A 14,595-nucleotide genomic window follows, 5' to 3' on the forward strand; every position below is an offset into this window, starting at 1 on the left:
CGAATTCATGGCTGAGAGTGCGAGAGAGAAGCGAATCCAGAACGAATTGCGCGTCGTCGCGAGGATCATCGAGACGCAACGCGTCCGCCTCGAACGGGGCGACGTGCTCAATATCCAGACGACCGATGGCTTTCTGACCGTCTATCAGGACGACACCTCAGACACCCCAAAAACTGTTACACTAATAGATAAGTTCGACTTCCGCGTCAATTTAAAAATCGCGGATCTATTGAAGGGGAAAATCGTCTGACGGAGGGGTAAACGTTATGAGGAAAATCTTGATTGGTGTCCTACTCGGAAGTTCGTTACTTTTAGCATCGTGTGGTGCCGAAAGTTCGAATTATCTTTCTACGACTTCTGTCGAAGAAATTGCAGATATTAAAACTGAGCAAGAAAGTGCATACGTTCTTGTAGACAGCGACAGTCAAGGTAATGAAGGGGCTTACGTTGATACTGTGCGAGAAGTCGCCACGGAAAAAAAGAAAGACGTTCTCTTATTCAATCCGTTTCAGCCTAATGGGGAAGATCTTGAAGAACGTTCTACCCAAGAACATCCTGAACTTAAAGGTGGCAGATTGTATGAGATGATTGATGGTGAAATCAGTCGTGAATTAAATGTATCTGCTCTTACAGAAGATGAATTAAAGGATCAAGTTACTAACTTCATTAAATAGCCTCTGAATGGAGGGATTCTATGGGTGATAACGAAGTCGTAAATAAGCTACAAGAGTTCACTGATATCCTTAGTCTCAGTACACTGGTACTGGATGCCCTCCGCTCAATGGGTTGGATTTTAATACGTGGCTTAGCAGTATTGATTGATGGACTTGAAAAAGTGACTGACAGCATATTACTAACTAAAACATTTTTTAATAACTCTCAAGTGGTTGAATTCGTTTCTACGATTCAACCTTTTTTGTACGTTCTTTTAGCTGCTAGCTTCCTATTCACGGGTTACCTCATCATTTTTCAAAAGAAATTTGATCGGGAAGGATTTTTAATCAATCTGTTTATCACGTTGCTCATTCTCGGACTATTATCTCCAACGATGACGCAAGTAAGTGAATTCAGTGATACCGCGATTGATTTCACAACTCAAAACTCTGGCGAAAACTCTTCCGGTGAATCGATATCAAATCAGATTTTACGAGAAAACATTCATGATTTGATTGAATATGACCGAAACGATTTTTCCGGTTTGGAAGGTGAGGCTTTGAACTCTCTGCCTCAAAGTCATTTACGAAATATCGATATCAACGAGGTATTCGATAGTAATGAATTTCGCTTGGGAAGTACTGGCGAACAAATCTCTCAGTCCAAACTAACCTGGAATGGTGAAACGATGGGAACCTCGAAACTCGACCAAAGTGGCGTCGAATGGAACAACCAGTATTACTACCGCTATCAGCCGAACTGGTTGACCATCTTCGTGACACTCGGAATCATGGGCTTCACGCTGTTCTCGATCGCCTACAAACTGGCTCGTCTCTCGTTCGAGCTTGCCTTCAACTATGTCTTGGCAATCCTCGTCGCACCGGCCGATCTGCACAGTGGTCAAAAGACGAAAAAGGTCATCCAAAGCATTTTGAACACGTTCCTCGTGATCATTCTGATCTTCGTCTCCATCAAGCTGTACACGATCGGGACCGCCTATCTCGCGGAGACGTTGGACGGGTTCGCCTATCTGATCGCCCTCATCGCCTTCTCGGTCGCATTGATCGACGGGCCGAACATGGTCGAGCGGCTATTCGGAATCGATGCCGGGCTCAAACGGGGCTGGGGTGTCGCGCTCGGCGCCTATGCCGCCGGTAAAGGCGCGACCTCGGCCGGTGCCCACGCGGTCTCGAAGGTCGCGCGGGCCACACAAGGCGCACCGAAGATGCCCTCGCTCCATGAGGCCGCGACGACGCGGATGAATTCAAACGCCATACCGCAGAACGGTTCACCGCTTAGTGCAACAGACCAATCTTCACAGCGGATGGACACCGAGAGACAAAACGATCCAGATGGTGTTGCTCAGACGAATCAAACCGCAAGTCGTACTCAACATGACCAAGATAAACCGACAAATCCGAAGGACGTTGCGCAACCAATCAGTGGTCAAGAATCAGAACCGGAAGCGCACAGTTCTCCACATGTCAAAGAAACGTTGGGTCGCACGTCTCCCGAATCGATTCATGCGACGAACTCTGAATCAAATGCCGAACGTGGCCCCGACCATCCAACCACGTCATCGGAGACACCAAGACCGGAATCGATTCACGATCATTCAAGCTCTGTTCATTCTCCAATCCCGGCTTCGTCGACTCTCGAATCGGTCACCGGGTCCACCGATACCACATCCGGACCAGGCCATCGTCACGATAAATCAGTAGACAGAAATGACGTGACGACACCGACATCTCATGAGGTACCACCTTCAGGCGACTCATCCTCGTCTTCGTCCTCTACGACGGATTCGAATGATGCGTCAACAGAGAAACGCCAAGGCCGCGCCCGACGGACCATCCATCAGGACACCGTGCTCGACGTCGAGACCGAGGCTATCGAACAGGTGCGTGAGAATCAGACGCATCGTCATAGCCAGCACCAGGAAGAGTCACGACGAATTTATCCGACTTCGCCACCGCAACCTGACAACATGAAGAAAAAGGAGTGATGACCCATGCGTAAATACCGGATCCCGAACGAGGTCACGACCGAGCTCAAGATCAACAAGATGCTTTATCTGCATGACTTCCTGTTTCTCGTCGGGCTCATCGTGCTCCGGCTCGTGACGCTCCCGTTCATCCCGTCCGTGCTTCACATCCCGTTCACGGTCTTCCTCATCGTCTTCGGGCTGTTCATGGTCCTGAGGCCGGCGACGAACCCACAGAAGAGGATGGTCCACGCGATTTACTACGCGCTCATCAAACGGAAAGACACCTATCTCGCGCTCGATGCGCAGACGAAAGGGCGTGATTGAGATGGCTTTCATCGAGGAGTCGCTACAAGAACCGAGACGCACGGGCACCTGGCTTGATGAACAGGACGTGGTCGAGAAACGGAAGGTCAAAGACAAGGTCGTCGTCAAATCGACGGTCGCCGAACTGATGCCGGTCGTCAACATCACCGGGACCGAGGCGTTCGAGATGCGCGACGGGACCTATCTCGACATGGTCCAGCTCACCTCGAAGGACATCTATTCACTGAACGAGGAGGAAAAAGACCATGACGTGTTCTCCCTCGCCTATCTCCTGCAGGCGTACACGCACCCGCTCAAGGTCGTGCCACTGAACACGCCACTCAGTCTCGAGCGGCAGAAGATCAGCATCGAGCGACAGATTCGACAAAATCAGACACCGGCCTACCTGCCCTTCTTGTTGAAGAAAAAGCAGGAGCTCGAATACCTCGAGGAGCATCGCACCAATCGCGATTATCTCCTCTTTTTTTATGCCGACGACGAGCGGACGCTACGCGAACGGAAGACACACCTCTATAAACTGCTCCGCCGCTCGAATCCGATGCGCGAGCTGACGCTCGACCAGAAGGTTCATGTGCTCTATCAACTGAACAACCCGAACACGAAACCGCAACTCGACGCCTGAAGAAAGGAGTGACGCGCATGTGGCAGCGCCTGCGTGACAAATTGTCCAGACACCAGGACCCGGAGACCGTCAAGATCGAGAAAGGCTACAACCCCGACGTCATCGCCAAGATCCAGCCGCAGGGCGGCATCAAGTTCGACGCCAACTTCGTCCGGCTCGGGGACGGCTATCTGTCGTGTCTCCACGTCTATAAATATCAGTCGCTCGTCTACGACTACTGGCTCGAACCGATTTTGAACATGCCGGGTGTTTTGACGACGCTCGACATCGGGACGGCCGACAAGCGTGAAATCATCCAGACCATCAACAAGTCGATGGCCGAACAGAACACGCGCTTCGAGAACGCAAAGGACAACATCGACCGCATCGATGCCCGGGAGACATATAAGGAACTGAATGAGCTCTACGAACAGATCACCCAGGGCGAGACGATGAAGTATCTGCATCTCCGCCTCTATGTGAAGGCGAAGACGCTCGACGCGCTCGAGGTGAAAGTACAGGAAGTGATGGAAGAACTCGAGGCCCGGAACTTCCGCTCGACGATTTTCCTGAACGAACAGGAATGGGAGTGGCAGAGCCTATTCACGAGCTATGACCAGCAACAAAGGCTGCCGAACCGGCGCCGTGGGAAAGAGATCCCTTCCCTCTCAATCGCCGGCGGCTACCCGTTCCACTTCACGTCGCTCCAGGACGCGACCGGCACGTATTACGGGACGACCGACACGAACGGAAGCGTCATCTTCGACCTGTTCCACAAGGACAAGCAACGCAAGTTCTACAACGCGCTCATGATCGGCAAGATGGGATCCGGCAAGTCGACACTCCTCAAGAAAACGGTGCTCGACCAGGCAATCAAGGGGAACAAGATCCGGATCCTCGACGTCACAGGCGAGTTCTCCGACCTGGTGCGGCAGCTCGGCGGGAAAGAAATCGCGCTCGACGGGTCGGCCGGTCTCATCAACCCGCTCCATGTCTATAAGACGGTGACGAACAATGATGGCAGCGCCAACGAGGCGCTCTCGTTCATGCAGCATCTGTCGAAGATGGCCGTGTTCTATCACTACATCAATCCGGCGGCGACACAGGAAGAGACGAACGAGTTCGAGATCCTGCTTCGGGATTTGTACGTCCGGCACGGGCTCTGGGACGAACAGGGCGAACTGCCGATCACGACGCATCCGGCGAACAGGTACCCGACGTTCTCCGACTTCTTAAAACTCGTGCGGCGTGAGCTCTACACGGACGACACACGCACCTCGATCAAAGAGGCGATCAGTCCGAACCGGGTACGGCGTCTCGAGAACATCGAGCTCGCCGTCACGAACCTCGTCCACAACTATGGCAACATCTTCGACGGGCACTCTTCCATCGACCGATTCGACGAGGAGCTCATCGTGTCGTTCCCGCTCCGGAACCTGACGAGCCTACGGGACGAGGTGTTCCAAGCGCAGGTGTTCTCGCTTATGAACATGCTGTGGGACGGAATGATTGCCAACGGCTCGAGTCAACTGAAAGCCTATAACCAGGGTGTGCTCCGGACCGAAGAAGCATGCAAGTACCTCATCGTCATCGACGAGGCGCACCACTTGATCAACACGCGCGACATCGCGCAACCGGCCATCCTGTATCTGCAACGTTGTATGCGCGAGGCACGGAAGTATTTCGGCGGCATCTTCTTCGTGTCGCACCTGATCACCGACTTCGTGCCGGCCGGATCAAAATCCGAGAATGCCGAGAACGTCAAGTCGCTCTTCCAATTGACGCAATACAAAATCATCGGCGAACAGGACGCGGAGAGCATCCCAATCATCCAGACGGTGTTTGATGGCCAACTCTCGAATTCCGAGATGCGGATCATCCCCTCGCTCGAGACGGGGCGTGTCGTCCTCAGCATTTCCGGCGTGCAGAACCTCATCTTTGACGTCGACGTCGCGCCCGAGGAGCTCGCCTTGTTCGGTGGAGGTGCCTGATGTGGGCGGCCGCGAAACGGACGGCGCGCTTCGCCATCACAGCGAAATGGCAGCTCGCGACGCTCAAGTGGCGACTCATCCTGCTCGGCATTGCGACACTCGTGTTGTTCCTAGTCATCCTCGTTGTCGGAATCCTCGACACGCTCACAGGTGTCCAGAACGAACTACCGACCGACGTCACGTTCGACACTGCGGGCGGTCTTCAAGTGAGCGACCAGGTGCTCCAATATCGAGCCTTGGTCGAATCAGAACTGACGAAGCACGGACTGGCCGAACAAACGAACCTCGTACTCGCGCTCATGATGCAGGAGAGCGGCGGACGCGGGAACGACCCGATGCAGGCGAGCGAATCGAAGTGTGGACGCATCGGATGCATCTCCTCCCCCGAGGAGAGCATCGTCTACGGCGTCGAACATTTCGCCTCCGTCTTCGAACGGGCGAACCGCGACGTGCAGCTCACGCTACAGAGTTACAACTTCGGCGGCGGCTTCATCGATTACGTCCAAGAGAACGGCGGACGTTACTCGAAAGAGCTCGCCATCTCGTTCTCCCAAATGATGTACCAACGCGTGAAACACACCGGCACCTACCGCTGTCATCGTCCGAGCGCGGTCCAGCACGGTGCCTGTTACGGGGACATCGAATACGTCGACGCGGTGTTGAAATACCTTGCGCCGGTCGCCGTCGCCGACGGTGGCATCATGAAAGAACTGTTGTCGGGGTTACGTTCCCCGCTCGCTATCCCGCTCAACGTGACATCGCGTTTCGGATGGCGCGTCGTCTTCGGACAACGGGATAACCACACCGGCATCGATTTCAGTTGCACACCGTCCGACACGATCCACGCGGTCAAGAGCGGCACCGTCATCTATAGCGGGAACCGCGGACCGTACGGCAATCTCGTCCAAGTCCGACACGACAACTACATCACAGCGTATGCGCACCTGAGTCGTCTCGGCGTCCAGACGGGACAACAAATCGAGGCTGGGCAGGCGCTCGGGTACTGCGGCACGACCGGCCGTTCGAGTGGGAACCACCTACATTTCGAGATTAAGACGGGTGAATGGTCCGGTCATATCGACCCCGCCCCGGTCTTCGGATTTTGAGTCATGGATGTATGGAAAGGAGGAGGAAGAATGAACTTCACCGCACGTCACCTCGCGTATCTGTTCGGGGTACTGCTTCTTATTTCACTCGCGGCGAACGCCTTTTTCTATCAACAAGCGACGGCTGTCACGAGTACTTCAGACCCTAGTGAGACGAAAAATGAGAGCGTCACTTCCCTTGAATCGGCAACCTCCGAGGATACGTCAGCGGACACCGAACAAGTCGTCGCATCGTCGGAGACGGAACGAATGGAGGAGCTGACGACACGCGCGACGCGCTTCGTCGAGTACGCCTTCACCATCACGAAGGACAGTTACACGACCCAGAAACGACAGGCGAAGGACGTCATGTCGGAGGAACTCGCGGCCACGCTCTTCGCCGCTGACGGCAGTGACGTCGGCACGTTCGAGACGACCGTCCGCAACATCGAGGTGTTTCCTTCTGTCTCCGGAGAAGATTGCCTCGTACGGTTCGAACAGCACCTGTGGATCACCGAGACGGGTTATGAAGAGACGACGCAAGAACTGTTGGCCCTGACGTTCGAGTCCATCGAAGGACGTTTGGTCGTCACCGAAATGGAAGACCTGACACCTGAAGGAGGAATCTAGATGCGACGACAAACACGACGGCGTCTCACCCAGAACGTCTCCCGGTTCTACCTCGTACTCGGCGTATTCTTTGTCGTCGGCTTCCTCTTTTTCGGTACCTCGTCGTTCTTCTTCGCCGAGGAGGCACCGGTCAATGAGACGCCGATCAACGAGGCAATCCGTCTCTCGAACGGGGAGACCGTGACGCTCCACGCGTCCAGTTACGATACGGAGGCCAAGACAATACGCATCCGACTCTCGCTCGATGAAGCACCAGGTAACACGAACGATCATCTCTTCCGCTATGTCTATAAGGCACGTCCGGATTCCGAGAAGGAAGTCATGGTGCTGTATGACCGGAACGATCAATACGTGCTCGAATTGAAAGATGTGCCGAGCGACTTCGACCAGCTCGCTGTCCGGATTTACGGATTGGATGAGTCACAATCGATCGACACACTCACATCCGAGGAACGGGAGAACAGTCTTTTGACGTCACTCTATGCCGACCGCCGGACCATCCAACAGGCGAGCCACACATCATCTGACGAGACAACTTTCACGAGACTATTCGTCGAGGACGAGCTCGCGGAGACCGAACGGCATTTGGAAACAGCACAGCAGTCAGTCGAAGCACAACGGCAACAAATCGAGCGACTCGACCGTGACAAAGAGGAACTCGAAGACGAACTTCCCTACCTCTCGCTCGACGAACAGGTCGAACAGGAGAACGAGATCTTCGACCTCGGCCGGAAGCGTGACGAGCTCACACTAGAACTTGAAAAGCTCGAACAGTCGGTCGTAGCGCTCGAAGAAAAGCACGACAAGTTGCGTGTTCGGCTCCGGGAACTATCAATTTAAGTGGCACATTTCGTGCCAAATCGCTGGTTTTACTGGCACATTTCGTGCCGTTTTCGGACTTTTGGTGATATCACGGAAACCCCAGGCTCTGCCTGGGCTATCACGACAAGTGATAGCAGTTTTCCCTTATGCTCTTTGAACGAACTTTTAGGACCTCAGCAATATACAGCCTCTAGAAAGGTGGTCAGGCAGATGGACCTTTTACTCCGCGACATCGACCCCGTCATCGTGAAGCAGATCGATGAATGGGCGAAGGAATACAACTGCTCCCGGCAACAATATTTGAAAGAATTGCTTGCCTCCTGGTGCGCGAACGGCATCCAATCGACGCAGGTCGAGCGACTGGAACGACAGCTCGAGGCGAACACGCTCCACCTGAAACGGAGTGCGGACGAGCTCGCCGAAGTGACCCGTTTGTTGAACGAGGTGATGCAGGATGCGTGAGACACCCGGTGTCGTCATCAAGTCGAAGTTCAAGGTGCCTAGTACAAAAAAGAAATCGCGTCAGTACACGACATACCTCGACTACATCAATCGACCGGATGCGAAAGACAGCCGCGAACAGTTCGAGACGTATCACGACTATATGGAAGACGAGACGAAGTCGAGCGGTCTGTTTACACGCGAGGACGACCGGTTGAACCACGAAAAACGTCGCGCCGTCCGCGACATCTTCAAGCAAGCGCAAGAGAAAGGGAGCATCCTCTGGCAGGACGTCATCTCATTCGATAACACCTGGCTACGGGAGACCGGTGTGCTCCACGATGACCTCATCGACGAGAAACGATTAATCCAGGCGACGCGGAACGCGGTCGAGGCAATGCTCCAAAAAGAAAAGATGGTCCACGCCTACTGGACCGGTGCCGTGCATTACAACACCGACAACATTCACGTACATGTCGCCATCGTCGAGACGAGCCATATACGCGAGCGCGGCAAACGCAAACCGAAATCAATCGAGCTGATGAAGTCGAAGGTCATCCATTCCCTCGCCGACCGGACGAAAGAACAGGAGAAACTGAACGCGTTCATAAGAGACGAACTGATCGCCCATAAACGGAACCGGAAGATCCAAACGCTCCCGAACCGTGTCCTGCATCCGGAGCTCGTCCGTCAGTTCAAGGACATCTATGAGCGGTTGCCGGAAGACAAACGTCAATGGCGCTACAACATGAACGGGATGCAACCGCTCCGTGAATCGCTCAATCGTCTGACCGACAGTTATATCGACATTCACTTCAAATCAGAGTTTCAAGCCTTCAACGCGCGACTCGAGCAGGAGGTAGCGTTCCATCGTCGCAGCTACGGCGACACGGAGAAAGCCGAGCATTACCGGACGACGAAACGACAGGACCTCTACACCCGGATGGGGAATGCCATCCTCTCAGAGATGCGCGACTTGTCAAAAGAACAGGTGATATTGGAGAAAAAAGGAGCCCCAAAACATCCGGTCCGACGCGCATTCAACCAACAAAAAATATTCAACGAATCACTCTACCGGATCGAGCGGCACATGAACGACGAATTCGAACACTTGAAGAATCAACGTGCTTTCGAACAGTTGGAACGAGACATCGAATATGGAAAGTGAGGGAGGACGATGGAAGAGTTGAGACAGATCCGTCTTCGATTGAAGCCGGAGACGGTCGCGTATTTGGAAGAGTTCGCCGACGACAAACGCTTCGGCCACCTCGGTCAGGTCATCGACCATATCGCAGACGAGCATAGACAACTGGCCGACGAGAAGTGGGACATGCAGTTCCTCATCCGCTCAATTAGCACGCAGGTATCCCGTCATATCGAGGAAATGATGAATGAACAGGTTTCAACGGAACTCGAGCGGATTCGACTCGCCGCGAACCGCTCTGATCGGCACGGACAGATCCTGACAGAGCTCTTACAAGCGCTCATGCAGACCGAGGGCATCGAGGACATCATGACGACGGACCAATTCAAGCCGACGTTCCTCGAGACGGCGGAACGTATCGTCCAGGAACGCATCGAGCACCAAAAACAGAAGAAGGACACACTAACTTTTGAGAGAGGATGAATCCTATGCGACCACTTGACCGTCCCTTCACGATGGGACAACTGTTGACGCTTCAACCGAAAAGCGTCACGGTCCTCATCTATGGAAAACAGTACGACATCCCGATATCAATATCTGAGCATCAGCTTTTGACCGCCATTGCAAAAGACGAGATCGTCTTGCTTCCCGTCAATTTCGATCGGACACAGCTGTTACTCGACATACCGGAAACGTCGCCACAACTTGAACGTGAACTGAACGATTTTGCGGATAGTGATGAATCTGTCACCGACTTGTTGAAGGAAGGAGTCTGACAAGATGGCCAAGATGAAGACGAACGAAGAACGGAAGGCCGAGCTCGAGGCCTTGACCGAACAGATGGGACAACAAATCGACAGCTACTTCGAGAGTCCGGAGAAAATTCGGGAACATCTCCAGTTTCTCGGCAAGTTTCATCAGTACTCGATGCGAAACACAATCTTGATCGAGTCCCAGTTCCCCGGCGCGGTCGCGGTCGGCTCTTACCCGTTCTGGGAAAAGCAAGGCGCACAGGTCCAAAAAGGCGAGCGTGGCATCAAAGTATTCGTCCCGAACCCGGTGACATACGCCCTGCACAAAGATGAATGGGTGCCGCTCAGCAAGGCACCGAAGCCAATCAAGGAAGGCGTGAAACAAGGACGCATCCCGTCACGGAAGATGATGTACTTCAAGATCGGTCACGTGTTCGAGTACACGCAGACCGACGCGCGCGACAAAGGGATTGAGGTCTCGGACATCTTCAAACGGTATCACCGGGACGGCGGAATGGAAAACGAACAAGACATCCGTGACGCCTTGACGACGCTCGCGGATGTCCGGAATGTGACACTATTGGAGGAACCGCTCGACGAGATTGGGACGGCGAAGGGTTGTTACTATCCGGAGCTACATGCGATCGCCTTGAATCCACGGAACACATCCATCGAGGACATCACCGTCCTGATCCACGAGCTCGCTCACGCGGAGCTACACAATCAGGAACGGAACTTTGAACGCGATCAACCGCTTACGGCACCCGAGAAGGAGTTCCAGGCCGAGATGGTCGCCTACGTCGTCTCACATCAGCTCGGGTTCCCGACGGACGACTTCTCGCTCTCCTATTTGGCCGGTTGGACGAAAGACAAAGAACTCCTCGACAAGGAACAGCTGTTGCAGGAGGTCCATCAGACATCCGCCACTTTCCTCGACCATATCGAGTCTCATCTCGAGAAGGTGAATACTTTGGAGCAAGAAAAGGAACAGAGTCCACTCGAGTATATCAACCAGATGAATCACCGCATGGGGTGGAAAAATACTGATCTCAATCTCTATGAACAGATGTATGCCGTACAAAATGTGTTCCCCGAGGAAGTAGAGCCCTATCTGAACGCAAAAGCGGCCCTCGAGACGAACCTGAAGGTGGATCGCGTCGATGAGCCGCTCATGTATATTCATGGTAGTGGTCTCGGGTTTCAGCAGTTCGGCATCGCCAATAATCATGACTTCAGTGAAGATCAGCTTGTGGCTTATACAATCGCATTACCGAATCAACCATTGGTCAGTGGTCACTTCGTCCCGGAAAGTGCCGTACATCCTTTACACCATCTTGAAAAAACCAATCGTTTGGAGAGACCGGTCCTGAAATCGCTTGAAAATCACTGGCATGACGTGTTGTTAGATGAAGAACAAAAGTCCCTTTCAAGAATTTCATTGTTTAACCTCGAAAGACTCTGGTGACATTCGTGGGTATGATGATTTAAAAATTCATACCCTTTTCAATTTCAGAGGCTGCCATTTTTACCTCATACATTTTGTGCAAGCATATGAGCAGCTGTTTCACGCATATCTTGTAGGTCAGATATCTCTGCGAATTCAGCTACAGTTATTGCGCTGGTTGTTAACAACTCAATTATATGCTCGTCCATTCTTGACCATGTTCTTCCGCCTGCATTGTCGTAAGCATCGAGTAACTTTGTCAAACCATCCTTACCAAACAGTAATAGATGTGATAGAAAATCCACAGATGTGTCCGCAATACTAATTTCTGTCCAATCTATCAAACCAGAGACCTCAAAATTCTTATTTATTAGTATGTGGCCAGGGTGTAAATCCCCGTGGCTTACACCTACATGCGATGGCCATAGCGAATCATTCGCCAACCATTCTTGCCAACGCTCCCATAGCTCTGAATTCACATGATACTTCTGTCTCACCTTCTCCATCCGTATCTTCATTGAACTCTTTAAATCTCTAGCATATAGAGTTTTGATACCGATTTCTTTGAAGTGTCGATGTGGTAATGTGTGTAGTTCTGCCAACACTTTACCTAATGACTGATAGTAAGATTGTGGTGTATTCTCTTTGTCAAAACTCCAGATGTAATCTTGTTGCTCTACATCAATTGTTGCAACCGGAACACCATCTAATTGCTTATACGCAATTAGTTCATCATCAAAAATTGACCAATTTGGAACTTGAAAACTCACATGTTCTTCCATAATTTCTAGTGCCCCCTTTTCTTTCAAGGCGCTCCTCATCGAATCTAATCTTCTAGGAATTCTTAGTATCCACTTGCTACCAAGCGTATCTTTTGCATAAGCAACTTGAAAATCAACACCCGATTCATTTACCACAATGCTATTCTCTAACACATCTAATCCTTTATTTTTTGCAAGCCGTTTAAATTCGTTCATGATTTGTTCCTCCAATTTTTATGTTGTGCGATGAGCAAGTGAAATGTATGCATTTTTAATACTTTTCATTTCAATCTTTTCTAATTAGACTTAACTAAATGAAGTCATAAAAAAATCACAGACAAAATGGTGTCTGTGATCAAGAGTAAATGAGCTACAACCAAGAAGCGTCCATTATCAAAAATAAAAGGACACGACAAAAAGAGTTGTAAATCTGCTATGTTTGTAAGTGTGTGGTTTCTTCGTCAAAGATTGATAAAAATGTGCAGACTACTCCCATTTACTCTGTTTTATGAAAACAGAGCCTTTGAACATATTCAATTAGCCATTGTTCAAAGTGTAGTGGCGTAATCTCCCGGCGTGCATCATTCTTAACAATCCTCCTAGTGAATATTATGCTGTTGACTTTATATCAGTTTTTATTCAATGTCAATCGAGCTTTATATTTAGATAAAAATTATTTGCCGATTTGTCTTTATTAAAAAATACTGATTTGTAAGTTTTAAAAATACAATCATGAATAATTGATACTCGTTTTTAATCTTCCCAAAGCTCATCCATCAACTCATCGATATCACTCGATAATCGTTTGCGTTCCTTGGCGTCCACTTCAACTTTCCCATCTTCATAAAACCAAAGCACGTCACCAGGTTGAACCGTGTCTGGAAGTCGTGACTTTGGAATATCCTCCATCACTTCTCCGAATTCGACGACAGCCAAGTCCCCTTCAAATCGATCGATGATTCCCCGCCGTCTCTTCATTTGGATTTTTTCACGGCGTAACTCGAGCCGTTCCCCGTGATGATGATCGTACCGTTCTTATCTGTGCGAAGTGTGTTCACCTTCTGACGTTTCAAGTTCGTCACCACTTCGGACGTCGGATGCCCGTAGCTATTCTTCCCGACACTGATGATGGCATGCTTCGGTTTGACCGTGTTCAGGAACGTGCTGCTTGTCGACGTCTTGGCACCGTGATGCCCCACCTTCAAGACATCCGCTCGGAGCGTCTGTTTCTTCGCCATCATGTCCTTCTCAGAAACGTGTTCCGCGTCCCCTGTGAACAAGAACGTGTTCTTCTTGTACGTGACATGAAGGACTGCACTCCAGTTGTTCAAGTCACTGTTCGAGTAGGCTTTGACCGGACCCACAAACTTCGCACTGACACCTTTGATCGGTAGTTTCACGCCGGCCTGTGCCGTTTTGATGGTCTTCCCTTCCCGTTTGACGGCTTGAAGGAAGTCTTTATAGGCTTGGGTCGTGTGCTTCACTTTTGGCGCGTAGACGTTCTCGACACGATAGGCATCCAAAATTTCATCTAATCCACCGATATGATCCGCGTCCGGATGCGTCGAGATCAACACCTCGATATCATCCACTTTTTGCTTTTTGAGATAGGCGACGATGGCATCGCCCTTTCCTTTGTTCCCCCCGTCGATGATGACGTCCTCACCGCTCGGCATCTTGATATAGATAGCGTCTCCCTGCCCGACATCGATGTAATGGACTTTGATGCTCGCAGCAGCTGATGCTTCCCCGTATGGCGACACCAATAGCGCTCCACTAAATAGAACGGCACTCCCGATCTTGATCAATTTATTCATCTTCTATCACTCCACTTTAAAATTATTGTAAAATTATCCAACACACCTTTATTATAATCCGGTATTTGTTAAATAGCTTCTTATTCCTGTGGTTGACCACATACATAAATAGGTAAGGTATAATTGATAGGAGGAGTAAGAG

Annotated in this window: 17 protein-coding genes; 14 read left to right on the plus strand and 3 right to left on the minus strand. The window is 51.2% G+C overall.

What is annotated here, in order from left to right; genetic code table 11:
• The first annotated feature begins 7 nt into the window (after window positions 1–7).
• From NMQ00_RS15905 to NMQ00_RS15970, 14 genes are all read left to right on the plus strand, one after another.
• Window positions 8–250 (plus strand): hypothetical protein, encoded by a 243-nt coding sequence (locus tag NMQ00_RS15905; RefSeq protein WP_024127790.1) that lies wholly within the window; start codon window positions 8–10, stop codon window positions 248–250.
• A 16-nt stretch (window positions 251–266) separates the two neighbouring features.
• Window positions 267–674 carry a hypothetical protein gene (locus tag NMQ00_RS15910; RefSeq protein WP_024127789.1) on the plus strand — a complete coding sequence of 136 codons (408 nt, stop codon included), beginning with the start codon at window positions 267–269 and terminating at the stop codon, window positions 672–674.
• A gap of 20 nt (window positions 675–694) precedes the next feature.
• On the plus strand, window positions 695–2,659 hold the full coding sequence (locus tag NMQ00_RS15915; RefSeq protein ID WP_173057555.1) for a pLS20_p028 family conjugation system transmembrane protein: 1,965 nt from the start codon (window positions 695–697) through the stop codon (window positions 2,657–2,659).
• A gap of 6 nt (window positions 2,660–2,665) precedes the next feature.
• Window positions 2,666–2,965: a DUF5592 family protein gene (locus tag NMQ00_RS15920; RefSeq protein ID WP_024127787.1), complete on the plus strand. Its 300-nt coding sequence runs from the start codon at window positions 2,666–2,668 to the stop codon at window positions 2,963–2,965.
• Entirely contained in the window at window positions 2,940–3,587 is a 648-nt protein-coding gene (locus tag NMQ00_RS15925; protein WP_255178775.1) for a hypothetical protein, read from the plus strand. Before NMQ00_RS15920 ends, NMQ00_RS15925 begins: the two co-directional genes overlap by 26 nt.
• A 17-nt stretch (window positions 3,588–3,604) precedes the next feature.
• Entirely contained in the window at window positions 3,605–5,557 is a 1,953-nt protein-coding gene (locus NMQ00_RS15930; RefSeq protein WP_255178776.1) for a VirB4 family type IV secretion system protein, read from the plus strand.
• A complete protein-coding gene (locus NMQ00_RS15935; RefSeq protein WP_255178777.1) occupies window positions 5,557–6,663 on the plus strand; it encodes a lysozyme family protein in 1,107 nt (368 codons plus the stop codon). The genes NMQ00_RS15930 and NMQ00_RS15935 overlap by 1 nt, the downstream gene beginning before the upstream one ends.
• Before the next feature lie 30 nt (window positions 6,664–6,693).
• Entirely contained in the window at window positions 6,694–7,272 is a 579-nt protein-coding gene (locus NMQ00_RS15940; protein WP_255178778.1) for a hypothetical protein, read from the plus strand.
• Window positions 7,273–8,112 carry a hypothetical protein gene (locus NMQ00_RS15945; RefSeq protein ID WP_214776061.1) on the plus strand — a complete coding sequence of 280 codons (840 nt, stop codon included), beginning with the start codon at window positions 7,273–7,275 and terminating at the stop codon, window positions 8,110–8,112. It abuts the gene before it with no gap.
• 192 nt (window positions 8,113–8,304) lie between these two features.
• Window positions 8,305–8,556: a hypothetical protein gene (locus NMQ00_RS15950; RefSeq protein ID WP_255178779.1), complete on the plus strand. Its 252-nt coding sequence runs from the start codon at window positions 8,305–8,307 to the stop codon at window positions 8,554–8,556.
• On the plus strand, window positions 8,549–9,703 hold the full coding sequence (mobP2, locus tag NMQ00_RS15955) for a MobP2 family relaxase (RefSeq protein ID WP_255178780.1): 1,155 nt from the start codon (window positions 8,549–8,551) through the stop codon (window positions 9,701–9,703). Before NMQ00_RS15950 ends, mobP2 begins: the two co-directional genes overlap by 8 nt.
• 9 nt (window positions 9,704–9,712) lie before the next feature.
• Complete coding sequence (locus tag NMQ00_RS15960; RefSeq protein ID WP_214691595.1) at window positions 9,713–10,162, plus strand: hypothetical protein; 450 nt, start codon at window positions 9,713–9,715, stop codon at window positions 10,160–10,162.
• A gap of 5 nt (window positions 10,163–10,167) precedes the next feature.
• Complete coding sequence (locus tag NMQ00_RS15965; protein ID WP_255178781.1) at window positions 10,168–10,455, plus strand: hypothetical protein; 288 nt, start codon at window positions 10,168–10,170, stop codon at window positions 10,453–10,455.
• A gap of 4 nt (window positions 10,456–10,459) precedes the next feature.
• Window positions 10,460–11,896: an ImmA/IrrE family metallo-endopeptidase gene (locus NMQ00_RS15970; RefSeq protein ID WP_255178782.1), complete on the plus strand. Its 1,437-nt coding sequence runs from the start codon at window positions 10,460–10,462 to the stop codon at window positions 11,894–11,896.
• Between the two features lie 65 nt (window positions 11,897–11,961).
• Here NMQ00_RS15970 and mphN read toward each other — a convergent pair whose 3' ends face one another.
• From mphN to NMQ00_RS15985, 3 genes are all read right to left on the minus strand, one after another.
• The gene (gene mphN / locus NMQ00_RS15975; protein WP_255178783.1) at window positions 11,962–12,852 is read right to left on the minus strand and encodes a macrolide 2'-phosphotransferase MphN; all 891 of its coding nucleotides are present in this window, start codon (window positions 12,850–12,852) and stop codon (window positions 11,962–11,964) included.
• A 537-nt stretch (window positions 12,853–13,389) separates the two neighbouring features.
• On the minus strand, window positions 13,390–13,614 hold the full coding sequence (locus NMQ00_RS15980) for a DUF3006 domain-containing protein (RefSeq protein WP_024127775.1): 225 nt from the start codon (window positions 13,612–13,614) through the stop codon (window positions 13,390–13,392).
• Complete coding sequence (locus NMQ00_RS15985; RefSeq protein WP_012390444.1) at window positions 13,611–14,453, minus strand: ComEC/Rec2 family competence protein; 843 nt, start codon at window positions 14,451–14,453, stop codon at window positions 13,611–13,613. The genes NMQ00_RS15980 and NMQ00_RS15985 overlap by 4 nt, the downstream gene beginning before the upstream one ends.
• Window positions 14,454–14,595: the final 142 nt, after the last annotated feature.

Source organism: Exiguobacterium aurantiacum (assembly GCF_024362205.1).
GTDB classification, from domain to species: Bacteria; Bacillota; Bacilli; order Exiguobacteriales; family Exiguobacteriaceae; genus Exiguobacterium; species Exiguobacterium aurantiacum_B.

Coding starts and splice junctions, on each gene's coding strand:
- NMQ00_RS15905 (WP_024127790.1), top strand. CDS start 8: ATGGCTGAGAGTGCGAGAGAGAAGCGAATCCAGAACGAATTGCGCGTC.
- NMQ00_RS15910 (WP_024127789.1), top strand. CDS start 267: ATGAGGAAAATCTTGATTGGTGTCCTACTCGGAAGTTCGTTACTTTTA.
- NMQ00_RS15915 (WP_173057555.1), top strand. CDS start 695: ATGGGTGATAACGAAGTCGTAAATAAGCTACAAGAGTTCACTGATATC.
- NMQ00_RS15920 (WP_024127787.1), top strand. CDS start 2,666: ATGCGTAAATACCGGATCCCGAACGAGGTCACGACCGAGCTCAAGATC.
- NMQ00_RS15925 (WP_255178775.1), top strand. CDS start 2,940: ATGCGCAGACGAAAGGGCGTGATTGAGATGGCTTTCATCGAGGAGTCG.
- NMQ00_RS15930 (WP_255178776.1), top strand. CDS start 3,605: ATGTGGCAGCGCCTGCGTGACAAATTGTCCAGACACCAGGACCCGGAG.
- NMQ00_RS15935 (WP_255178777.1), top strand. CDS start 5,557: ATGTGGGCGGCCGCGAAACGGACGGCGCGCTTCGCCATCACAGCGAAA.
- NMQ00_RS15940 (WP_255178778.1), top strand. CDS start 6,694: ATGAACTTCACCGCACGTCACCTCGCGTATCTGTTCGGGGTACTGCTT.
- NMQ00_RS15945 (WP_214776061.1), top strand. CDS start 7,273: ATGCGACGACAAACACGACGGCGTCTCACCCAGAACGTCTCCCGGTTC.
- NMQ00_RS15950 (WP_255178779.1), top strand. CDS start 8,305: ATGGACCTTTTACTCCGCGACATCGACCCCGTCATCGTGAAGCAGATC.
- mobP2 (WP_255178780.1), top strand. CDS start 8,549: ATGCGTGAGACACCCGGTGTCGTCATCAAGTCGAAGTTCAAGGTGCCT.
- NMQ00_RS15960 (WP_214691595.1), top strand. CDS start 9,713: ATGGAAGAGTTGAGACAGATCCGTCTTCGATTGAAGCCGGAGACGGTC.
- NMQ00_RS15965 (WP_255178781.1), top strand. CDS start 10,168: ATGCGACCACTTGACCGTCCCTTCACGATGGGACAACTGTTGACGCTT.
- NMQ00_RS15970 (WP_255178782.1), top strand. CDS start 10,460: ATGGCCAAGATGAAGACGAACGAAGAACGGAAGGCCGAGCTCGAGGCC.
- mphN (WP_255178783.1), bottom strand. CDS start 12,852: ATGAACGAATTTAAACGGCTTGCAAAAAATAAAGGATTAGATGTGTTA.
- NMQ00_RS15980 (WP_024127775.1), bottom strand. CDS start 13,614: ATGAAGAGACGGCGGGGAATCATCGATCGATTTGAAGGGGACTTGGCT.
- NMQ00_RS15985 (WP_012390444.1), bottom strand. CDS start 14,453: ATGAATAAATTGATCAAGATCGGGAGTGCCGTTCTATTTAGTGGAGCG.